Source organism: Pontibacter russatus (assembly GCF_009931655.1).
GTDB classification, from domain to species: domain Bacteria; phylum Bacteroidota; class Bacteroidia; order Cytophagales; family Hymenobacteraceae; genus Pontibacter; species Pontibacter russatus.
In genome coordinates, this window is sequence record NZ_CP047984.1 from 2,260,432 (window position 1) to 2,282,937 (window position 22,506).

17 protein-coding genes and 1 tRNA gene are annotated in these 22,506 nt (G+C 55.5%); 5 read left to right on the top strand and 13 right to left on the bottom strand.

Annotated features, from left to right (window positions below; genetic code table 11):
* Positions 1-561 precede the first annotated feature (561 nt).
* The 5 genes from GSQ62_RS09030 to GSQ62_RS09050 form a co-directional block, all read right to left on the bottom strand.
* On the bottom strand, positions 562-807 hold the full coding sequence (locus tag GSQ62_RS09030) for a hypothetical protein (protein ID WP_161889195.1): 246 nt from the start codon (positions 805-807) through the stop codon (positions 562-564).
* A gap of 483 nt (positions 808-1,290) precedes the next feature.
* Positions 1,291-2,574, bottom strand: coding sequence for an adenylosuccinate synthase (locus tag GSQ62_RS09035; protein ID WP_161889196.1), 1,284 nt, complete (start codon positions 2,572-2,574; stop codon positions 1,291-1,293).
* An 8-nt stretch (positions 2,575-2,582) separates the two neighbouring features.
* Positions 2,583-2,933 (bottom strand): STAS domain-containing protein, encoded by a 351-nt coding sequence (locus GSQ62_RS09040; RefSeq protein ID WP_161889197.1) that lies wholly within the window; start codon positions 2,931-2,933, stop codon positions 2,583-2,585.
* On the bottom strand, positions 2,905-3,405 hold the full coding sequence (locus GSQ62_RS09045; protein WP_161889198.1) for a Fur family transcriptional regulator: 501 nt from the start codon (positions 3,403-3,405) through the stop codon (positions 2,905-2,907). The genes GSQ62_RS09040 and GSQ62_RS09045 overlap by 29 nt, the downstream gene beginning before the upstream one ends.
* An 11-nt stretch (positions 3,406-3,416) precedes the next feature.
* Entirely contained in the window at positions 3,417-5,627 is a 2,211-nt protein-coding gene (locus tag GSQ62_RS09050; protein WP_161891385.1) for a RelA/SpoT family protein, read from the bottom strand.
* A gap of 258 nt (positions 5,628-5,885) precedes the next feature.
* Between GSQ62_RS09050 and GSQ62_RS09055 the strand changes: the two genes are divergently transcribed.
* The 4 genes from GSQ62_RS09055 to clpX all read left to right on the top strand — a co-directional run bounded on the left by GSQ62_RS09055 (position 5,886) and on the right by clpX (position 9,725).
* Positions 5,886-5,967 (top strand) — tRNA-Leu (locus GSQ62_RS09055).
* A 74-nt stretch (positions 5,968-6,041) separates the two neighbouring features.
* Positions 6,042-7,367, top strand: a complete 1,326-nt coding sequence (tig, locus tag GSQ62_RS09060) for a trigger factor (protein WP_161889199.1) — start codon at positions 6,042-6,044, stop codon at positions 7,365-7,367.
* Positions 7,368-7,451: 84 nt separating this feature from the next.
* The gene (locus GSQ62_RS09065; protein WP_161889200.1) at positions 7,452-8,150 is read left to right on the top strand and encodes a ClpP family protease; all 699 of its coding nucleotides are present in this window, start codon (positions 7,452-7,454) and stop codon (positions 8,148-8,150) included.
* A gap of 351 nt (positions 8,151-8,501) precedes the next feature.
* Positions 8,502-9,725 (top strand): ATP-dependent Clp protease ATP-binding subunit ClpX, encoded by a 1,224-nt coding sequence (gene clpX, locus GSQ62_RS09070; RefSeq protein WP_161889201.1) that lies wholly within the window; start codon positions 8,502-8,504, stop codon positions 9,723-9,725.
* A gap of 126 nt (positions 9,726-9,851) precedes the next feature.
* Here clpX and lpxB read toward each other — a convergent pair whose 3' ends face one another.
* The 4 genes from lpxB to GSQ62_RS09090 form a co-directional block, all read right to left on the bottom strand.
* Positions 9,852-10,970 (bottom strand): lipid-A-disaccharide synthase, encoded by a 1,119-nt coding sequence (lpxB, locus tag GSQ62_RS09075; RefSeq protein WP_161889202.1) that lies wholly within the window; start codon positions 10,968-10,970, stop codon positions 9,852-9,854.
* A 76-nt stretch (positions 10,971-11,046) separates the two neighbouring features.
* Positions 11,047-11,469 (bottom strand): 6-pyruvoyl trahydropterin synthase family protein, encoded by a 423-nt coding sequence (locus GSQ62_RS09080; RefSeq protein ID WP_161889203.1) that lies wholly within the window; start codon positions 11,467-11,469, stop codon positions 11,047-11,049.
* Positions 11,470-12,477 carry a FecCD family ABC transporter permease gene (locus GSQ62_RS09085; RefSeq protein WP_161889204.1) on the bottom strand — a complete coding sequence of 336 codons (1,008 nt, stop codon included), beginning with the start codon at positions 12,475-12,477 and terminating at the stop codon, positions 11,470-11,472.
* Positions 12,474-13,367 (bottom strand): ABC transporter substrate-binding protein, encoded by an 894-nt coding sequence (locus GSQ62_RS09090; RefSeq protein WP_237587109.1) that lies wholly within the window; start codon positions 13,365-13,367, stop codon positions 12,474-12,476. The genes GSQ62_RS09085 and GSQ62_RS09090 overlap by 4 nt, the downstream gene beginning before the upstream one ends.
* A 92-nt stretch (positions 13,368-13,459) precedes the next feature.
* Here GSQ62_RS09090 and rfaD point away from each other — a divergent pair, with 92 nt between their 5' ends.
* Positions 13,460-14,425 carry an ADP-glyceromanno-heptose 6-epimerase gene (gene rfaD / locus GSQ62_RS09095; RefSeq protein ID WP_161889205.1) on the top strand — a complete coding sequence of 322 codons (966 nt, stop codon included), beginning with the start codon at positions 13,460-13,462 and terminating at the stop codon, positions 14,423-14,425.
* Positions 14,426-14,594: 169 nt separating this feature from the next.
* On the opposite strand, the gene GSQ62_RS09100 is transcribed toward rfaD, so the two are convergent.
* The 4 genes from GSQ62_RS09100 to GSQ62_RS09115 form a co-directional block, all read right to left on the bottom strand.
* Positions 14,595-18,065 (bottom strand): hypothetical protein, encoded by a 3,471-nt coding sequence (locus tag GSQ62_RS09100; RefSeq protein ID WP_161889206.1) that lies wholly within the window; start codon positions 18,063-18,065, stop codon positions 14,595-14,597.
* 22 nt (positions 18,066-18,087) lie between these two features.
* Positions 18,088-21,786 carry a sensor histidine kinase gene (locus GSQ62_RS09105; RefSeq protein WP_237587111.1) on the bottom strand — a complete coding sequence of 1,233 codons (3,699 nt, stop codon included), beginning with the start codon at positions 21,784-21,786 and terminating at the stop codon, positions 18,088-18,090.
* Positions 21,787-21,852: 66 nt separating this feature from the next.
* A complete protein-coding gene (locus GSQ62_RS09110) occupies positions 21,853-22,239 on the bottom strand; it encodes a DUF983 domain-containing protein (RefSeq protein WP_237587113.1) in 387 nt (128 codons plus the stop codon).
* Positions 22,236-22,481, bottom strand: coding sequence for a hypothetical protein (locus tag GSQ62_RS09115; RefSeq protein WP_161889207.1), 246 nt, complete (start codon positions 22,479-22,481; stop codon positions 22,236-22,238). Before GSQ62_RS09115 ends, GSQ62_RS09110 begins: the two co-directional genes overlap by 4 nt.
* Positions 22,482-22,506: the final 25 nt, after the last annotated feature.

Consider the following 22,506-nt stretch of genomic DNA (forward strand, 5'->3'; position numbering starts at 1 on the left):
ATATGATGCGGCAGCCGAAGCTGCCAATGTGTCTGTCCGACCCCGGCCCCTCTTCCCCCTCCCCCCGGCGGGGGAGGGGGCCCGCGCCGCGCCCGCCCCGAGGCCGGCGCCGCGCGGGCAACCTTAATCTTTCTGTCTCAACCAATCTCTCAAAGAACTTACCGGAGGAACTTCCTTCCTCCCTTGCAACACCCCTTGCCGGTGTCGTTTGCTTTACCCCAAAGAGCCGTTCGCCCTTTTCCGGGTCGCAAAGGTCGGCGTTTCCCTCCAAACAACCAAACCTTTTTCAATACTTTTTTTCTCTCCTTCTTCTCGCCTCCCCGCCGGAAGCGGATGCAAAGGTAACAAAAACTTTTCGCTTCGCAATGAAAAAGGAAACTATTTTATCGGCCTCCTCCGCCTCCCCTCCAGACTGCCTCCGAAGCGGGATGCAAAGGTAGCAAACCTTTTCCCTTTTGCAATGCCCGGGCGGGAATTTTATTTCCCTCCCCCCGGGCTGCCCCCGGAGCGGGCCGCAAAGGCAGCAAAACCTCCCCGGTTTCCAACAGGCAGCGGAAAAATTTATCCTCCCCCCTTCACCTCAACCGCCCCCTGCCGGAACGGGATGCAAAGGTAAAGAGATCCACACAATTTCCAAACAACACCCGCAGAAATATTCTGAATATTCCCAAAGCGGCTCTGGCTCTGGGAGGATAAATTATCCCGCAACCGCCTGCCGAAGGAAATGCCCGGGCGCTGAGCTTCAAAGCGGAAAGAAAAAGAAGGGTGTTCTTTATATATAGCCGCTTCGCCTTCTCTGGCTTTCATATATCCTGCGCCACTGTACCTGCCCATACATCATATATAGTGGGGGATTTTCGACTGCCTTAGCCGAGGCTCCTTATATCCGACGTTAAGAAAAAAGCAAAACGGTTTAAAAGCCTTCTTCGCGTCCCTGCTCGTGGCCTGCTATTCTGCTGCCTCCGGCCGCATATATGAGTCCAACTGCCATTCCGGAAGCCCATCCATTTCAGCCCGCAGCTTAGCTACTGGCAAAGTTATAGATGCAGTTTATATATGAATGCAGTCTATATATGGAATCAATCTATGTATGGATGTAGCCTGCATATGTGTGCGGGCCAGAGGCCGCGGGACAGCGGCCACGAGTAGGCGCGCGCCATATATGCGTTACTTTCAAAGGGAGACAAAACGAAGCTTGCGGAACAGCAGGTATAACAATCGCAACCTGAGTTAAACAGAAGTGCCCCGGCCAATAGGCCAGGGCACTTTATCAGGCGTTCTATATATACTTTAAGCAATCACTGCTTCTCTTCTTAACGTGCTCTTTCTATCCGGCCCTACAGACACAATGGTGATGGGTACCTGCAGGTGCTCCTCCAGGAAAGACAGATAGCTTTTGAAAGCTTCCGGCAGTTCGTCCACCGTTTCTATTTTATTCAAATCAACTTTCCAGCCTGGCAGATCTTCGTAAACCGGCTCCAGCTTTTCCACCTCCAGGTTATAGGGCACATGGTCTGTTACCTCCCCGGAAGCAAGCTTATAATGGGTGCACACTCTTATAGTTTCGAACTCTGTCAGCACATCCGCCTTCATCATGTTCAACTGTGTGACGCCATTCAGCATGATAGAGTACTTCAGGGTGGGCAGATCAATCCAGCCGCAGCGGCGCGGACGGCCCGTGGTGGAGCCAAATTCCTTACCTGCCTGCCGTATATCCTCCCCTACCTCGTCCAGCAACTCTGTAGGAAACGGGCCGCTGCCCACACGGGTGCAGTATGCTTTAAAAATTCCATACACCTCTCCTATATGCCGCGGCGCCACGCCCAGGCCCGTGCAGGCCCCCGCCACCAGCGTAGTAGAGGACGTAACAAACGGGTAGGTGCCGAAATCCACATCCAGCAAAGAGCCCTGCGCACCTTCTGCCAAAATTTTCTTCCCGCTCAGGAGGGCGCTGTTAATCATATACTCGGTGTCTGCCAACTTTAGCGTACGCAGGTAATCCACGGCCTCGAAGAATGCCTGCTCCTGCTCCCCAAGCTCTAACTGCTCGCCATAGAACTCAATGATGCTGCGGTGGCGGTCTACCAGCCTGTCGTAGCACTCCCGGAAATTGTCAGAAAGAATATCCCCCACGCGCAAGCCCACACGGCCAATCTTATCCTGGTAGGTGGGGCCGATGCCTTTTAGGGTAGAGCCGATTTTACTCTTGCCCAACGCCTCTTCCGAAACCCTGTCAAGCACCCGGTGAGAGGGCACGATGAGGGACGCTTTCTTGGATATGAACAGATTCTGGGCGGCGTCCACGCCCCTTTCTGTCAGCTTCAGCATTTCGTTGCGGAACACGACGGGGTCCAGCACCACGCCGTTGCCGATGATGTTCTGGATATGCGGGTGGAAGATACCGGAGGGAATCTGGTGCAGCACGTGCTTGGTGCCTTCAAACTCAAGGGTATGCCCGGCATTCGGGCCGCCCTGAAAGCGGGCTACAATGTCATAGGTCGGGGCCAGTACGTCAACGATTTTTCCTTTGCCTTCGTCGCCCCATTGCAGACCTATTAATATATCAACTGCCATTTACGTATTTAATAAATTGATTCTTTTAAAAATTGCGCCGCAAAGTTATCATTTTCTGCGATAGTGAAAATGGCGTTCAGCTTTGTCACGATCAAGAGCTTGCGGATATGGTCGGAAGGCTTGATGAGCACGAGCTCGCCGCCGCGGTTGCGGAACTTGGTGAGCAGCGACACCAGCACGCCCATGCCGCTGCTGTCCATAAAGCGCACATCAGAAAGGTCTACCGCGCAAAGCAGCGAGACAAGCGGCTTGCCACCGTCCACATCGTCTATCAGGCGCTGCGTATCGGTGCCGGCTACCAGGTCCCCCTTCAGCCTGATAAAGAGAATGTCATCTTGGAGCTCTGTCTGATACTTCATGTTGCTGCGCTACAGTCGCTTTTTTGGCGCGGCAATCGCCGCAGATACCATATAAATTTAGGGAATGATGCAAGATATGAAAATTTAGCAGGTCGCCCACCATGGTCTGGATATTATGGATGCGCGGGTCGCAGAACTCCACCACCTTGTGGCACTCGGTGCAGATAACGTGGTCGTGCTGCCGGTAGCCGTACGATTTCTCGTACTGCGCCAGGTTGCGCCCGAATTGGTGCTTGCTCACCAGGTCGTTCTCCACCAGCAGGTCCAGGGTGTTGTATACGGTGGCGCGGCTCACCTGATAGTTCTTGTTTTTCATGCTGATGTAGAGCGACTCTACGTCGAAATGCCCGTCGCGCGAATATATCTCTTCCAGGATAGCATAGCGCTCCGGCGTTTTCCGCAGGCCCTTGCTCTCCAGGTATGCCGTGAAAATCTTCTTTACTTCTTCGAACTTAGCTGTATTTAGTGCCATATATGTTTTACTTATAGCCTCCCCCCATCAAAGCGCTCTACCGTGAGAACGCCGCTTACCCTGCCCATGCGCTGCATCAGCAGGTCGAGGTGGCCGGTATCGTTTACAAAAACCATGATGTTGCCCTCAAAAATCCCGTCGTTGGAGTCGATGGTGATGGAGCGCATGTTCACTTTCAGGCTGGTGGAGATCACCTTTGTCAGGTCGTTCACCAGGCCCACCCGGTCGGTGCCCTTTATATGGATGCCAGCCAAAAAGGCCAATTCCTTCTGATCCGTCCATTTTGCCCGGATGATGCGGTTGCCGTAGTTGGACATGAGTTCTATGGCACGCTTGCAGTTGGTGCGGTGAATCTCAATGTCCTCGTCTCCCGTCTCAAAGCCGAACACATCGTCGCCGGGGATGGGGTTGCAGCAGGGCGACACTTTGTAGTTCATGTTATGGCTGTGCTCCCCTATCACCAGCATGTCCGGGTTCACGCCGCGAATCTTCTGCACCTCCTTGTCAAACGACTTCGGGTCGAGCATCGACATGCCTTTCTCGGCGGCGGCCGTAAAAATAACCTCCTTGATGCTCTTGATATCTATATGCCCTGTGGCGATGCGGTAATATAAATCCTGCACCGACGCCACATTGAAGTATGCCTGCAGCTTGTTGATGTTGGCCTGCGTGTCGGCCACCTCCAGCTGCTTCATCCGGTTCTCCAGCATCGCCTTGCCCAGTTCCGCCTTATTTTTACGGTCCTCGCGCAGGGCATCCTTGATGCGGGTGCGCGCCTTGGAGGTAACGGCGTACTGCAGCCACTCTTCGTTCGGCTTCTGCTTCTGCGAGGTCAGAATCTCCACCTGGTCCCCGTTTTTCAGTTTGTAGCTCAGCGGCACCAGTTTCTGGTTCACTTTGGCGCCGAGGCACTGCAGGCCGATGTCGGTGTGTATCTCGAAGGCGAAGTCGAGGGCGGTGGCTTTGTCGGGCAGGATGATCAGCTCGCCTTTCGGCGTGAACACGAACACCTCCTCCACAAACAGGTTCTTGCGGAACTCATCCATGAACTCCAGGGCGTTGCCTGTATTGCCTTCCAGCATGTCGCGCACCTTGTTAATCCACATCTCCAGCCCGGACTCTGCGGAGGCGGCCCCTTCCGTTTTATACTTCCAGTGGGCGGCGTAGCCCCGCTCGGCAATCTCATCCATGCGCCTGGTGCGTATCTGCACCTCCACCCACTGCCCCGAGCGGCTCATCACCGTGGTGTGCAGCGACTCGTACCCGTTCGCCTTCGGCGTGTTCACCCAGTCGCGCAGGCGGTCGGGGCTGGGCTGGTAAAAGTCGGTGATGATGGAGTACACCTGCCAGCAGGCCGCCTTCTCGTTCTCCAGGGGCACATCCAGTATAATCCGGATGGCGAAGAGGTCATATATCTCATCGAAGGTGATGTTCTGTTTCTTGATCTTCTTCAGGATGGAATAGATGGACTTTGGCCTGCCCTTGATGGTGAACTTGAAGCCGTACTTCCGCAACTCCTCCTCAATAGGGTGCGTGAAGTCCTTAATAAACTTGTTGCGCGCGCTGCGTGTCTGCCGTATTTTGTTGGATATATCCTTATACGTCTCAGTGTCGGTGTATTTGAGGTATAAATCCTCCAGCTCCGACTTAAAGGCATATAAGCCCAGGCGGTGCGCCAGCGGAGCATATAAGTACATGGTTTCGGAGGCGATCTTCAGCTGCTTGTGGCGCGGCATGCTGTCGAGGGTGCGCATGTTGTGCAGGCGGTCGGCCAGTTTGATCAGGATCACGCGCACGTCGTCGCTCAGCGTGAGCAGCATCTTGCGGAAGTTCTCGGCCTGCTGCGAGGTGCCGTAGTCGAACACGCCGGAGATTTTGGTGAGCCCCTCGATGATTTTGGCCACGCTCGGCCCGAACTCGCGCTCCACATCCGAAATCTCCATCTCGGTGTCTTCCACCACATCGTGCAGCAGCGCCGCCACGATGGAGGTGGTGCCCAGGCCTATCTCTTCCACCGCAATCTGGGCCACGGCCAGCGGGTGCAGGATATAGGGCTCGCCCGATTTGCGGCGCATGCCGCTGTGGGCCTCCAGCGAGGTGTTGAAAGCTTTCTTGATTATCTTGGCATCGTTGTCCTTCAGGAAAGGCTTGGCGTAGCGGAGTAACCGCCGGTAGTGTCTTAAGATCTCTTTGCGTTCTGCTTCTGGATCAATCATGTTAATCTATGCTGGGGGAATCAGGTATATATACGCCCTTTTGCGGGCGCTACATACCTTCTGTGTACTATAAAATGAGGCGGCCTGTTTATTCGTTCAAATATAGCTGAATATAAGACGCAACCAACGGGCTGCCCCTGAGAATGGCGGCGGAAAGCCATCACCCTCTGTAAGTTAAAAAATTCTCATAAATTTCAGGGGCTGGTATTGCATTTAAAAATTCAGATGGTAACTTTGCACCACTGTTCCAAAAAGCACTATCAAGCGGATGTGGCGAAATTGGTAGACGCACTAGACTTAGGATCTAGCGCTGCGAGGCATGGGGGTTCGAGTCCCTCCATCCGCACAATCACAAACCCTCAACAGCCATGTTGGGGGTTTGTTTTTAGGAGATATTTCAAATATTAAAACTGATAAGCCTTGAATATTACATTAAACCAAACCGACAGCACCAACGCACAACTGAAGGTGATACTCGAAGAGGCCGACTACGCCCCTAAAGTGGACCAGCAGGTAAAAGAATTCAGCAAGAAAGCCCAGATCAAGGGCTTCAGACCTGGCAAAGTGCCGGCAGGGCTTGTAAAGAAGATGTATGGCAAGAGCATTCTGGTGGAGCAGATAAACAAGCTGCTGCAGGAGGAGATCTCCAAGTACATCCGCGATAACGATGTGAAGCTGCTGGGCGAGCCGCTCCCGGAGCCAAACCAGGACCAGATTGACTGGGACAACCAGAAAGAATTTGAGTTCAACTACCAGGTGGGCCTGCTTCCGGAGATAAACCTGCCGCTGGACAAAAGCGTGGAAGGCTACGCGATTGAAGTAGACCAAAAGACCATTGATGAGGCATATGAGAACCTGAAGCGCCAGTTTGGGAAGACCGTGAACCCCGAGACTTCGGAGCAGGGCGACTTTATATCTGGTGAGTTGAAGGCGGTAGAGGGCGATTTCCTGTCCAAAACGCTTATCCCTACCAGCCGCGTGGTAGAAGGCCAGGAGCAGTTTGTGGGCGTGAAGGCGGGCGATGTCATCCGCTTTGACATCCGCAAGACCTTTGGCGACGACAACGCCGCGCTGGCGCACGTTACCGGCCTGAGCAAGGATGAGGCGGCTGACCTAAGCGGTGAGTTTGAGTTCACGGTGGAGAAAATCAACCGCACCGAGCCTGCCGAGCTGAACCAGGAACTTTTTGACAAGCTTTTCGGTAAAGACGAAGTAACAACAGAGGAAGAGTTCGATGCGAAGCTCCGCGAGACCATCAAGGAGAACTACGAGCGCGAGTCGGACAACCTGCTGTACCGCAACATCATCGACACGCTGGTGGACAACACGGAGGCGGAACTGCCGACGGAGTTTTTCAAGCGCTGGCTGCAGGTAACCAACGAAGGCAAACTGACGCCAGAGCAGATAGAGGAAAACTTCGACAAGTATCTGCGCGAGCTGAAGTGGTCGATGATCAAGAACAAGGTGGTGGAGGAGAACGAGCTGAAGGTGACGAACGAGGAAGTAATGGACAGCACCATGGACAAGATGCTCGCCCAGTTCAACATGCCCGAGGTTCCTGAAGAACTGAAGGAGAGCATGAAGAATTATGCGCAGCAGCACCTGCAGCAGGACAACGGCCGTAATTATATACAGGAGTACGAGCAGCTGCTGGCCGAGAAGGTGCTCGCTAAACTAAAAGAGCAGATGACTGTTGTAGAGAAGACAATCACTGCAGAGGACTTCAGAAACGGTTCGTACGAATAGGCGAGCCTGAAACTATATGAGAAAAAAGGTCCTTTTTTTGAGGACCTTTTTTATTTTTGAGTAAACCGTAAACCTAAACAAGATATGTTTAACAAAGACGAGTTCCGGAAATTTGCCGTAAAAGGCCAGGGCATGAGCAGCCTGGGCGTAGATCAATACCTCCACCACGTGGAGAGCAAGGCCATGCACACCATCGAAAGCATGACGCGTTCTGTGATTGAGGAGCGCCCCACCAACTTCCGTGAGATTGACGTGTTCTCCCGTCTGATCATGGACCGCATCATCTTCCTCGGCACACAGGTAGATGACTTTATCGCCAACATCATTACAGCCCAGCTGCTGTTCCTGGAGTCGGCGGATGCCAAAAAGGACATCCTGCTGTATATAAACAGCCCGGGCGGCTCAGTATATGCAGGCCTTGGCATATATGACACCATGCAGTACGTGAGCCCCGATGTAGCGACTATCTGTACCGGTTTGGCCGCCTCGATGGGCGCTGTGCTGCTGGCAGGAGGTGCCGCCAACAAGCGCTCCGCGTTGCCGCACGCCCGCGTCATGATTCACCAGCCGATGGGCGGCGCCCAGGGCCAGGCATCTGACATTGAGATTACGGCCCGTGAAATCCTGAAGCTGAAGAAGGAGCTGTATGAAATCCTGGCGCAGCACTCCGGCAAAACATACCAGGAGGTATATGACAACTCTGACCGCGACTACTGGATGAAAGCTGACGAGGCCAAGGAGTACGGTCTGATTGACGAGGTACTGGTGCGCAAGAAGGGATAGGCACTATATAGATTAAAAATTGCACAAAACCCGCTTCAAAAACAGGAGCGGGTTTTTGTTTGCCTCCCTTACGCTGAAAGACACTGCTGCCATGGCTCCTTTTCTCCTTAAAATCTCATAATTCTGAAATAGTTATCAACAGGCACATGTGGAAAATGTATTCATGTATTCTTCTGTCGATCAACCATATAATCAATTATATAAAAATATACATCTTAAAATTTAAGCTATTCTTTTAACGCTATCACAACATTTCCGTTAAAAAAATTGTGCTTGCATAACTTTTCAATTTTGTACCTTTGTTTCGGGCTTTGGCATTCGAGGCCCTGATAATTGGCTCAACTGGTTCTTATGGCAGAAATTACATGCTCATTTTGCGGCAAAAACAAGAAGGATGTATCAGTGATGATATCCGGTATCAACGCGCACATCTGTGACCGCTGTATCGGGCAGGCGCAGCAAATACTGAACGAGGAGAACAAGATACGCGCGAACAGCCGCACTCCGAAGTTCAACCTGATGAAGCCGAAGGAGATGAAGAGCTACCTCGACCAGTTTGTGGTGGGGCAGGATGAGGCCAAGAAGGTGATGTCGGTGGCGGTATATAACCACTACAAGCGCCTGATGCAGCCGACCGAGAACCAGGACGTGGTGATCGAGAAATCCAACATCATTATGGTGGGCGAAACGGGCACCGGCAAAACTTACCTGGCGCGCATGATGGCGGGCATCCTGCAGGTGCCGTTCTGCATTGCCGACGCCACCGTGCTGACAGAGGCCGGCTACGTGGGCGAAGACGTAGAGAGCATCCTGACGCGCCTGCTGCAGGCCGCCGATTATAATGTGGAGTCTGCCGAGCGCGGTATCGTATATATAGACGAGATCGATAAGATTGCCCGCAAGAGCGACAACCCCTCCATCACCCGCGACGTGAGCGGCGAGGGTGTGCAGCAGGCCCTGCTGAAACTGCTGGAGGGAACCTCGGTGAACGTGCCGCCCCAGGGAGGCCGCAAGCACCCGGAGCAGAAAATGATTACCGTAAACACCGAGAACATCCTCTTTATATGCGGCGGCGCCTTCGTCGGCATCGACAGGCTGATCAAGAACCGCCTGAACACCCGCCCCATCGGTTTCTCCAAGTCGAAGCAGGATGGGGAGGAGGAAAGCGAAAACTTCCTGAAGTACCTGACGGCGCAGGACCTGAAAAACTTCGGGCTGATACCGGAGCTCATCGGCCGCCTGCCGGTGGTGACGCACCTGGACCCGCTCGACAAGGAAACCCTGCGCCTGATTCTGGTGGAGCCGAAAAACTCCATTGTGAAGCAGTACAAGCGCCTGTTCGAGATGGAGAACATCAACCTCACCTTCGACGACAGCGCCATGGACTACATTGTGGAGAAAGCCGCCGAGTACAAACTGGGTGCCCGCGGCCTCCGCTCCATCTGCGAAGGCATCATGACCGACGCCATGTTTGAATTGCCCTCCGAGGAAGGCACCAAAGAACTGGTTATCACCGGAAAGTACGCCCGCGATAAGTTTGAGAAATCGACCCTGAAGCAGCTGAAAGTAGCTTAAAGGCTTCTTTCTATATATAAACAGAGAGCCCCCAGCATATATAACTGCCGGGGGCTCTCTGTTTATATATAGGATATTTCATATATGCTGGCTATATATGATTAAGACGATAGCAGTTTTAATCTGCTACTTCCCCTCCTCCAGGTACTGCACCATCAATTCGGCGGCACGCTCGGCTGTCCGGAAATCGCCAATCTTCTGGCGCACGAGCGCGTAGCCCTCTTCCTGCTTCTTAATAAAGTGCTTGTCGAACAGGATCTGCTTTAGCTCCGCCACGATCTTCTTCGGCGTGAAATCGTCCTGTATCAGTTCGGTGACCACCGGCTTGTCGGCAATCAGGTTTACCAGCGATATATAGGGCACCTTGATCACCATTTTGGCGATGGAGTAGGAAATGGCGCTGGTCTTGTAGCACACCACCTGCGGCACGCCAAAGAGCGCGGTCTCCAGGGTGGCCGTGCCCGAGGTTACAAGCGCCGCCTGCGCATGCGCCAGCAGGTCGAAGGCCTGGTCATATATAATTTTGATGTTGGGGTCCTTGTTGTACTGCTCGTAGTAGGCTTTGGAGAAGTTGGAAACCCCCGCCACCACAAACTGGTAATCGCGGAAAGACGGCAGCACACTCAGCATCACGTGCAGCATGTTCTCGATCTCCTGCTTCCGGCTGCCGGGCAGTATGGCAATGATGGGTTTGTTGTTGTAGAGTTTGTTCCGGGTCCGGAAGTCGGGGGTGCGCACGAAATCGGTGACAGAGTCGTTCACCGGGTTGCCCACATAGTCTACCTTGTAATCAAAACGGGCGTAGAAGTCCTCCTCGAAGGGCATGATCACGAACATCCGGTCCACCACTTTTTTGATGTTGTGTACCCGCCCCTGGTTCCAGGCCCATATCTTCGGGGATATATAGTAGAACACTTTGATGCCGCGGGCCTTGGCAAATTTGGCGATGCGCATGTTAAAGCCCGCGTAATCCACCAGTATCACCACATCCGGCTGGTATTGCCTGATATCGGATTTGCACGCCTTCAGAAAACCCAGCACTTTCCCGATATTCCTGATGACCTCCGCAAAACCCATGAAGGCCATCTCGCGGTAGTGGTATACCAGATCCATGCCTGCCTCCTGCATCATATCGCCGCCCCAGCCCCTGATCTGCGCCTCCGGGTCCTTTTGCCGGAGCTGCCTGATGAGGTTGGAGGCATGTAAATCGCCGGATCGCTCCCCGGCTATGATGTAGTATTTCATGCAGTTTGTTTCTGTTTGCGGCTACCGGAACAGGTACAGGAATGGCAGCGGTGGATAAGAAGAGAGACGCCTGCCGTTACTCGCCGAAGTACTCTACGTAATTGCGCGGCGTTTCGTAAAGCTTCAGGCTGTGCAGCTGCGCATTTTTATTGGAGATGTCCTGTACGCGGGGCTGCAGAATCCTCCAGAATTCCACAACCAGGTTCTCGGTGCTGGCCAGTTTGTCCTCCATAAAGTCCACATCGAGGTTCAGGTTCTTGTGGTCCACCTTCTGGATGATGTGCGTGCGGATGAGGGTGCTGAGCTTTTTGAGATCAATCACAAAGCCTGTGTCCGGGTCAGGCAAGCCTTTCACGGTCACGATCAGCTCGTAGTTGTGCCCATGCCAGTTGGCGTTGGCACACGGCCCGAATACCTCCTTGTTCTTCGCCAGCGACCAGTTCGGGTTGTGCAGTTTGTGGGCTGCGTTAAAGTGCTCTAACCTGCTTACGTAAATCATCTAACCTTTAAAAGCGTAATTTTTTCTAATCAACAAATATACGAAGAAAGGAACACCAAAGAACGAAGTAATAATTCCGATCGGCAAACCGGCGGGCGGGTAAATCAACCGCGACAGCAAATCGCAGAGCAGCATGAACAGGCCGCCCACAAAGGCGCAGAAAAGCAGGTTCGCCTGCCCCGTGGTGCCCATCAGCCCCCGCGTCACGTGCGGAATGATGAGCCCCACAAACCCGATGGGCCCGGAAGTGGCCACCGCAAAGCCCGTCACCACCGACACCGTCGCCAGGATCACCCAGCGCGTCTGCGCCACAGGCACACCCAGCGCCTGCGCCCGCTCCTCGCCCAGCAGCAGGATGTTCAGCTGCTTCTGGTAATACACAAACAGCAGCAAGGCCAGCAGCAGCGCCGTCGCCGGGTAAGGCAGCATGCCCCAGCTGGCGCGCTCAAAACTGCCCATTGACCAGAAAATCACCGTCCGCAGCTTGCTTTCCGAATCAGACAGAAACGTGAGCAGCCCGACCATGGCCGTGCCCAGCGAGCTGATGGCGATGCCCGCCAGCAGCAACTGCGACGGAATGAGCTGCCGCTTGCGGTAGCCCAGCGCCACCACCACCAGCGTCACGGCAAAGGCTCCGAGCAGCGCAAAGACTGGCGGCATATATAGCCCGAGCACCGTGACCGGCACAAAGCCGAAAAAAACGATAATGGCGCCCAAAGAAGCGCCGGAGGCGGTGCCCAGCAGGTACGGATCGGCGAGGCCGTTATTCACCATCGCCTGCATCAGGTAACCGGACAAGGCGAGCGAGGCCCCTACCACCAGGGCCAGCAGCAGGCGCGGCAGGCGCAGGTGTACAATAGCAAAGTGCGTGGTATTGGCCGCGTCGTAGTGCAGGAAAGCATTGGCTATGGTGCCCAGGTCAGATTCGAAGGAACCCACCTGCAGCCCCAGCACCAGCACCACCAGGATGAGCAGCAGCGCGATGATGAACGACACCGCCCGGCTCATGGGTACAGGAATTTTTCCAGCTCCCTGATGGATTCCACCACGCGCGGCGAGGGGCGCGACATCAGGTCGAAGTCGGGGGCGTAGAGGCGCTGGTTCTGGTAGGCCTTAATCTTGCGGAGCTCGGGGTATATACTAAAAAAGTTCCTCTCCAACTCCTGCGGCGTCCCGCCCAGCAGCACATCCGGGTTGCTTTTTAATATAAACTCCCGCGTCAGGGCGTCAAACGTTTCATCTGCCGCATTCTCGGCACCCAGAATCCGCAGCTTATCTGATATAACCGTGCTGGAACCATATACATAGATGGGGTCGTAGCCGGCGAGGCCGAGCACGCGCAGCGGAGGCTCCTCCTGCCGGTGTCGTGCCGCTATCTGTGCCACCTCCCGCCGCAGCGAATCGGTGAGTAGCGTGGCCTGCTCCTCCCTGTCCATGATCCGGCCGATGTCCTCCAGCCCCCTGAAAATATCCTCCACCGAGGCGTATTTCTGGTAATACACCGGGATGCCCAGTTCCTTAAGCCGTTCCGCCACATCCGGCGGCGTGATGCCCTCCACGGTAAAAACCAGATCCGGCTTCAGGCGCAGCAGCTGCTCATAGTCCATGGGGTAGTTGTTCACCACCGGTTTCGTGAGCGCCGCTGCCGGGTAATCGTCGTTTTGGGTGCGCCCCACGATGGCGCTGCTGTCGAGCACGGCAAACAGCATCTCCGTCATGGAGGGGGCCAGCGCCATTACGCGTTCGGGCTGGCCGTTCAGTGTTACCTCCCGACCCAGATCGTCTTCCAGCACCAGTTGCTTTTGTGTTTCCTGCTTTGTTTGGCCGCAGGAACCCAAAGCCAGCCACAGGCACAGCATCCACGGGAATTCATATAGCAGGCGCGGCTTCTTTTTCAATTGTGGGGGTGTTAGGGGTTTTCCCTTGCAGGGCGGCTTCATTTATTTTCGTAAATTTAACGCAATTTACGTTAGAGGTCTAAAAACTGATTATGATCGTAGTAACCGGTGCCGCAGGATTCATCGCCAGCTGCCTTGTCGGCAGGCTCAACCAGGCTAATTTCAACCACATCGTGGTGGTAGACAATTTTTCTGTCGCCAAAAAAGAAGACAACCTGCGGGGGAAAAAGATAAAGGAGTTTGTGGACCGCGACACGTTTTTCGAGTGGCTGGACGAGAACTACGAGGAGGTGGAGTTCATCTTTCACCTGGGCGCCCGCACCGACACCACCGAGTTCAACAAGGATGTGTTCGACCTTCTCAACCTGAACTACTCCAAAAAGGTGTGGAACGCCTGCTGCGAGTACCAGATCCCGCTGGTGTATGCCTCCTCGGCGGCCACCTACGGCGCAGGAGCGCTGGGCTACGACGACGACGAAACCCTTATCCCGCTGCTGAAGCCGCTGAACCCTTACGGCGAGTCGAAGAACGATTTTGATATATGGGCGCTGGAGCAAACGGCCAAGCCGTTCTTCTGGGCCGGTCTGAAGTTCTTCAACGTATATGGCCCCAACGAGTACCACAAGGGCAAAATGGCCTCGGTTGTATACCATGCCTTCAACCAGATAAGGGAGAAAGGCAGGCTGGCGCTGTTCCGCTCCCATAACCCCGATTTTGCCGACGGCGAACAGATGCGCGACTTCATCTATGTGAAGGATGTGGTGGACGTGTGCCTCTTCCTGATGCACCACCGCAAGAACTCAGGCATATATAACCTCGGCTCCGGCGAGGCCCGCACGTTTATGGCGCTGGCCCTGAACACCTTTGCCGCCATGGGTGCCGAAGTCAACATCGATTTTATGGACACGCCGGAGAACATCCGCGACAACTACCAGTACTTTACCGAGGCCAACATGAGCAAGCTCCGCTCCATCGGTTACGACAAGCCATTTTATACGCTGGAGGAAGGCGTAAAAGACTACGTGCAGCACTACCTGATTCCGGGAAAGTACTACTAATTTCACTCAAATCGAAAATGCCACCCTGTGAATTTGCATTCTAAGGGCGGCATTTTTTGCTTAAGGGCAGTCTTAGTAATTATCTATATATAACCCATCCATATATAGCTGGCACATCTTCTTCAGGGGCAAAAAGTCCTGTGTCTTACCTCCTATATCCTGTGTCCTGTTAAAACAGCACCGATACCTGCGTGCGGCCGGTATGCACCGCGCCCACGCCGTTCGCTTTGCGGCCGTCGTAGTTCAGCGAGATGTTGAGGCCGTTGCTCAGGCGCTGCTGCAGGTTCAGCGACCAGGTCATGTTGTTGCCGGGGCGCAGGGCGTTCAGGATTTCGTAGCCGACGTAGGAGAACTCGTCTCCATCAAAATCGATGTTGACGTACTTGAGGTTGCCGGTGAAAGTGCGCTTGCCTACCTGGCTCAGTTTCGCCTCCACCCCCAGTTCATGGAAAATCCCCTCCTGCTCCGCCTCCGCCGAGGACAGCACATCCGCCCGCAGAGCATACTGGTATTTGCCCGTAAAGCGTAATCTGATATTTGGCTGGTACGACAGCTCCGGCGACACCTCGCGGCTCTCGATCTCGAAATTCTTCGAGGTCAGAAAGTTGGACTGGTTTTCCCGCACGTTCCATCCAAAATTCAGCTGTGAGCTCAGCACTTCGTTCAGGCTCAGGCGGCCGGTCAGCACATGGCTTCCCACGTTGCGGGTTTCGGAGCCGTTGGTGAGCAGCGACTTCTGCTGGTTTTGCTGCACGGTGTACTCGACGCCGTATTTGGGGTTGCTGCGGTTAAAGTACACGGTGTGGCGCAAAGACTTCACCAGCGAAATCAAAAACTGGTCTTCTATATCCTGTGCAAAGGGGTTGAAGCGCTGCTCCAGGTCTTCGTCCGTCGTTTTTTTGTCGATGCTGATAAACGTGAGCATGGAGAAGTTCGACAGGCTGGCTTTGATGCCTTTGCCAGTGCGCCAGCTGCGGGGCGTGTTGCTGGTGAGGCGGTAGGTGAAACGGTTGGTGTAGGCGTTTATATACTCGTCGGTGGGCAGGTAAATTTTGATGTAGCGTTGCTGGTCCACGGTCTGCGCCTCCAGGTAATCGTTCAGGTTGCTGGGCTGCCCGCCCTCGCGCAGGTAGTGCGTGCCCTGCCCCGGCAAGGTCTCCTGGAATATATAAATCCGCTTCAGTTCGCGGCCGGTGCCCGTGGCATAACTCAGCTCCGATCGGAAACTGCCGTCCAGGAAACCCGCGCTCCAGTCCACCCGCGACTGGATGGTTTCCTCATCATCGCCGGTAACCACCTGCAGCTTGCGGTAAGTACCCTGCAAGGCCAAATCATTCTCGCCGCCCAACTTCGTTTGCAGCACGGCGTTGTACGTCTGCCCCACTTCCGGCCGCCCCATGGTGCCGACACCGGTGGGGCGCCTGTCGGTGCGGTGGCTGTAGTCGAGCCGGAACCTGGTGCGGGTCGAGTCGCCGCTCTCTATATACACCTGGTGCTCCTCAAAGTACATCGCCGAGCCCACTACCGAGTCGGTACCCAGTGCCGTAATCCTGTTTTTGTCGAAGCGGTATATATAGCCAGGCGATATTTTCCCGAAGTTGTAATCCACGCCCACATCACCCCGGTACCACTGCGAACCGCGCTGGTCCTGTTCACTGTTTAGCATGAACAGGTGGTTGCGCAGTTCCAGTTTCCCCAGCTTCTTCATTATGTCCAGGTAGTGCTGCGTTCCGTTCAGTTGATCGGCACGGTTGCGGCTGCTGATGCGGTAGTTGAACAGGTTGGCCGCATCCTGCGCCGCGCCCACCGAAAAGTTGAGGATGTGGTCTTCGGCTTTCTCCGTCGTCAGCAGGTTCCAGTCGCGGTCGAATTCGATGGGGCGGTAGCGGTCGATGGGGGCGAAGTTCTCGTCGGTGTACTCGTAGTTGAGCGTGCTATTCAGCCGGTACTTGCCGAGCAGCTTCACTTCCTTGTCCTGCACCAGGTAGCCCACCCGCACGGCTTTCCCCTGGTCATCCCCGGAATCTATGTCAGAGAAGCGGTTGATGTCGTTTTCGGACGCCGCGCCTTCCACGAAAAAGCTCACGCCCCGCTGCAGTTCGTAGCTGCCGCCCGCCGTTATCAGCTGCTTTTTCTTCGGCGTGGGCAGCACCCGCAAGGGGGTATAGTTGCCCTGCGGCACGCCGTTTACGGGCGCCACCCAACGGTACACGCGGCCATTTACCGCATTATTGGCCAGTACATAATCCCCCTTGTTGAAGCCGATCTCCGTAAAGTTCACGTTATAGAAAGCCGAGTCGGGGGAGCTGGAGTAGACATAGATGGACGCTGCGTTTTGCCCCTCGTTATACAGCGTGTCGCGCCGCGCGTACAGCACCTGCGTCGGCACGAAGGCCACGCTGTCGGCGCCGTTGCTCACGGCCAGTTCCAGGCTGTCGCCCACGCTGGCCAGCAGGCGCTTCTCCCCGTCCTGCAGGTTCAGGTTGATGAGGTTGTTCGGGTTGTCCGACTCGTTGTAGTAATTGCCATATACCTTCAGCTTCCCGAAGTTCTGGTAGTGGCTCAGGTTATATATGCCGCGGCTGTAGTTCTGGTCAGAGTACTCAAAATCCACTTTCAGGCGGGTGTTCTTGGTGATGACGTGGCGGGTGGTGAAGGTGATTTCGGCCTGGTTGTAGTCAATCACATAGTCGTAATCGTAGCCGCGCTGCAGCAGCCTGCCGTCCAGGAACACGCGCTCGGAGTTGGCCAGCACGATGATGAAGCGCTCGTTGTTCGGCCCGCGCAGCCTGTAGGGGCCCAGCACGCCCTCCTGCGCCTCCAGCACCTGCGAGGCAAACTTGCCTTTCGAGACAGAGGCCGCCACCGTCGTCACGCCTTCCCGCCCCGGTTTGCTCCCGAACCTGGTCTCAAAAGCCCCGCCCTGCACATTTTTATAATACTGCAGGAAGTAGGAAGGTTTGCTTTTGAGCACCACATCGCCCGCCGTCAGTTGCCAGAGCCGGTGCTGCAGGGTGATATATACCTTGTCGAACTCCTGCAACTGCTGCGTGTTACCCTCCGGCTGAAACGGGATTTTCTGGTCGGTGATGGCGGCCGTGATGCTGATATCTTCCGTGAGTTTCCCATCCAGTTGTAAATTTAAGGCTGAGTTCACGAACACGTTCTGTGTGTTGCCGAAAGAAATTCCTCTTGAAATGCTACCCGTTTTGTTCAGACCCGGTGTCCGGAAAATCTCCTCTTTGGTGGTGATGTCCTCCTGGTAAAAACCATCGCGGAACGAGTTCACCTCCAGCTTCGCGACGTCGCGCCGAAAAGCAGGTTTGGTCAGGTTCAGCGGCAGCACCCGGAAACACACCAGCACCGAGTCGCGGAGGGCCTGCATCGTACCCAGCGTGTCGATGGCCACAGAGTCGGGCGCCGGGAAACGGGTGAGGGTGAATTCGTTCAGGCTGTAGTTGTAGTCGAAGGCAAACGCCTCTTTCTTCGGGTGGGTGAAGGTGACAGACCCGGGCACCAGCGTAAGGGAGTCGAGTTGCTGGGGCATGGCGGGAACGGGCAGCCAGACGCAGCGCTGGTTGCTGGCGGGCGGGGTCTGCGCCAGGAGCGGCACGCTCCACCCGAGCAGCAGCAACGCCATATATACCCCCCTCCACCCCATGCTACGCCAGCGGCAAGGCAATATAAAACGTGGTGCCTTTCCCCTCCTCTGTCTCAAACCATATGCGCCCCCCCGCATTCTCGATGCCACGCTTGGCAACGGCCAGGCCAATGCCCGATCCGGTGTACTTGGTGCTGAAATTTGGAATAAAAACTTTGCCGCGAATCTCCTTCGGTATGCCACTGCCGTTGTCTTTGATGGAGATCAGCGCCTCTTTATCGCCCTGCTTCTCTAACTTCACCTCTATATGGGGCCTGCGGGTAGTCGGCACAGCCTGTATCGCGTTCAGCAGCAGGTTGTTGAAGGTGCGCACCATCAGGCTCTCGTCGGCCTTCACAATTACCTCCTCCTCCGGAATGCACTTCTTCAGCACGGCTGTGGCCGGGTCGTTGTGCAGGTCAACAGCCTTGTGCAGGGCGGCGGCAATGTCCATCGGCTCCGGATTGGGCTCCGGCATGTTCGTAAAACTGGAGAACGAGGTGGCGATGTCGCTGAGTATGTTAATCTGGGTGATGAGCGTGTGGGAGATTTTCTCAATCAACTGCTCTGCGTTCGGGCGCTTCTCAGATATGGCCTTCTGCAGGTACTGCAGCGAGAGCTTCATCGGCGTGAGCGGGTTCTTGATTTCATGGGCCACCTGCCGTGCCATCTCGCGCCAGGCCGCCTCCTTCTCCCGCATGGCCAGGTCCTGCTTGTTCTGCTCCAGCGTGAGCAGCATGCGGTTGTACTCGTTTACCAGCATCCCAATCTCATCCGCCCCCTCATAAGCCAGCATCTCGTTTTTCCCTGTCAGCGAGGTGCGCTTCAGCTTGTCGGCCAGCATGCGCAGGGGCACCGTGAGCGTGCGCGAGGCGAAGAAGGTGAGTACCATAAAGGTGATGAACATGACCGTGAAAATCTTCATGGTGGTGGTGATCAGCTCTATCAGCTTCAGGTCGAGCTCCTTCTCGGAGTCGAAGAAGGGAATGCCGATAAAGCCCATCAGCTCGCCGGAAATCTCCTCCTCGCGGAGCGGCAGGTAGATGGCGTTGAACGAGAGGTTGCTGGTCTGTTCCTCCAGCAGCACCCGCAGGGCCTGCCGCTCCGAGATGGCCGCGAAGGCGTAGGGGTTCATCAGGTTCGACAGCAGGCCGGTTTCAAATATCAGGGGCTGGCTTGTCACCAGCAGGCGGCCGTGGCGGTCGTACAGGTTGATGTCCGTCCCGGATATGGCCGCTATCTCCGATATCCTGTTCTCCAGCTGGCGCCGGCTCTGCAGCGGCCGCCTGCTCAATTGCTGCGTCAGGGCCTGCTGCACCGCCTCGCCGCGCTGCTCATATGTCTCCATCAGGTCTTTTTTGTAGGAGGCCGTCACCAGACCGGCAGTGGCGATGCTCACCATCAGCAAGGGCAGCAGAATACCGAAATTGAGGAATATCTGGATTTTGGTGCTGAAGTTGGGGCTGAACTCCCGCAGCCGGTGGCGCTGCAGCAGGAGGTATAGGAGCCCGCACAGCATCAGGCCCGCCACAAACAGCAGGAACAGGAACGAGAAATTAGAGAGGACTTCTGATGAGCCGTACTTTTCGGTGGTGATAACGAGCGTTTGCCCGTTGCTGCTGTGTACCCCGAAATGATGGAAATTATCGAGGTTGGTGCCCTGCCGGTACAGTTCCGGCCGCTGCAGCAGGCCCCGGTTAAAGTTGGTGGCGTAGTCGTAGTCGCCCTCGCTGTACTGTAGTTTGCCGTCGCTGTAGAAGGCGTAGCTCAGCATGTCGCGGCGGAAGGGCTGCTCATACCGCTGGTCGACCAGCAGTTCGGGCACCACACTGTTCGGCAGCAGTTTTTTCAGGGTCAGCTGCAGGGCAATCGTGCCGCCCTTCTGCATGTTATATATCGGCACCTCAATCAGCTTCAGGTACACGCGGGCATTGTAGCGGGTGGGCTCCTTGAGCAGGAAGAGATCCTCATGCTCCGTCTGCGACTGCGGCGTGTCGAAGCGCCTGCGGAGCTCCCGCAGGGTGGTGGCCGTGGTGTCGGCGCTTTCCAGGGCGTTCCCCTCGCTGTCGAACAGCATCACGTTCACCTCATATTTGTCGAAGTAGCTGGGCAGGTACTGCCGCATTATTTTGCGCTTGATGAGCGAGGCATCCACATAAGGGCCCATCATCTGCATCTGAATAACGGCATCGGAGGCGATTCTCCCGGCTACTTCCTCTTCCAGCAGGTACTCCCCCAGCACATCGTTGTCCTGCAGCATGTTGTAGGCGAACTCCTGCTTATACAGCTTCAGCTCGCTGTGGTAGTGGCTATACAGGGCCATGGCCCCGACCGCCGCGCTAACGATGACCACCAGGAAGAAGAACAGGTAGGTGCGGTAGGCGAGGCTCACGGCGTTGCGGTACTGTGCCGCCAGTATAATGACGAGCCAGAACAGGAAGCCTGTAAACGTAACAACCGTTAGCCCCCGGAAAACCGACAGGGATAGCAGCGCCGGAACAATCGCCACCCCCAACAGCACCTGGTAGACCCACAGCTTTTCTTCTCTCTGCACCAGCACCGACACCGCCGTGGCCAGCATATAGGTGAAGATGCACAGGGCAATGGTATGGAACAGCATGACCCCGTACAGCAGCAACTTGTATTTTGTGAAGTCCAAGGAGCGGCTGACATCCAGGGCCAGCGGTGTGTTGTGGTATATGTTGAAGTAAAACTGGTAGAGCAGCAGCAGCAGCAGGTAGAACACGCCCATACACCCGACCAGCAGCAAACGGCGCTGCCTTTTGGGTGTGACAAGCAACTGCGCCGGCACCCTGTTGCGGACAAACAGGTACAGGCCGGAGCCTGCCACCGTCACCAGCAGCAGCATGTTCAGGGCCAGGTCGCCGATGGAGGGCGACCAGAAGGAGGCCGCATATAGTTTTGGGTCGAAAAGCCGAACTTCGGCAATAGAGAAAGGCAGGTCGAAGAGCAGCAGCAAGCCCCGGAACACGACCAGCAACCCCAGGAACAGCAGGATTCCCGTGCTGTACCGGCCCCGGCGCATATAGCGTTTCGCCACAGCCGCACTAAACAGGACGAAGAACACCGACCCCGCCAGCAGGAGCAGCAGTTGCAACGTGTCGAGGGGCGACTGCCCTTCGGGCTGGGAGAAGGCTACGGCAAACAGGAAATCCCCCTGCCTGCTGTAGATCTTCGGGAGGTTGGCCGAGGGGTCCCACACCAGGCTCACCTGCCTGCTTTTCAGAATCCCACTTCCCGGCTCAGCGCCCCCACCGTCACTGCTGTTGTCCTGCTGCAGCGGGATATATGCTTTTATGTTATATGACCCTGCCCGGTACGGGACCACCAGAAAGCTTCCGTGCCGGTTGCTTATTGCCACCAGCCGGTCTGCCGAAGCGGGAAGGTCGAGGGAAGGGGCGATGGTATGGTCTGACCAGAAGACGAGGCTGCCACCCCTGTATATAAACATCGGGTAGTGGCACTGCTGCAGCAGAGACGTGAAGAAGACGCTGCGGTCGTTCAGCCGGCTCCCGATAAGTTTGGCGTTCTGCTGCGCCTTGTCAACTTCCTCCTGTATCTGCACCACCATGGCGGCTAGCTCGGCCTTGTGGTCAATGTCGGGCGCTTTGTAAGCTACATTGAAATAAAGCGCGGCTGTGGCCAGAAAGCTCAGCAGCGACAATATCAACAGGAACAAAGGGGTGTATTTCCGGTTCAAACCAACGTAGTTTATCTACGAATTTAAGCAAAACGCCTGATAACCCCTATTGATTCAAAAATCGTGCTACCGATTGACACTGTCCGGGTCGTACCTGATCCCTGAAAAGAAGTACAGCATCAGGATGCGGGCATACCGAAAGAGAAGCGTGGTGGAGAGAATGACGATGGCGGCAACTGTGGCGAGGTACACCCACATGGGCGGGTCGTTGGCGAGGTAGTAAAGCAACACGCCCACCACCAGCACGATAACCACCGAGAAGCCGTAGCTGATGTACATGGCTCCCCAGAACAGACCAAGCTCCACTTCGTAGTAGAGGCCGCACACCGGGCAGCGCTCATACATGCTGTCGAATTTGCGCAGGTTCAGGAATGAATGCGTAAATACATCCCCCTGCCTGCACCGGGGGCACCGGCAGGCCAGAATGGCCTCAAACCTGGAGGGTTGGCTCACGCCTTCTTGCGGCTGTTCTTATACCACAGGAAACCAACGGTGCCTATCAGCAGGTACGGAATCACCATCAGGTAAAGGATGCCTGTGTTCAGCCCGAGCCCTACCTTCGACTCCGGTTCGTGGTTATGCCGTTTACCCGTCCCGACGTTAGACTCTACGGTGGCGCGGCACATGGCACACTGGCTGTAGGCGTTGGTGCCGGCAAAAACCAGCAGCAGCGTTAGGGCTACTGCGGCAAGCATGTTTCTCAGCTTCGTTCTCATTGCA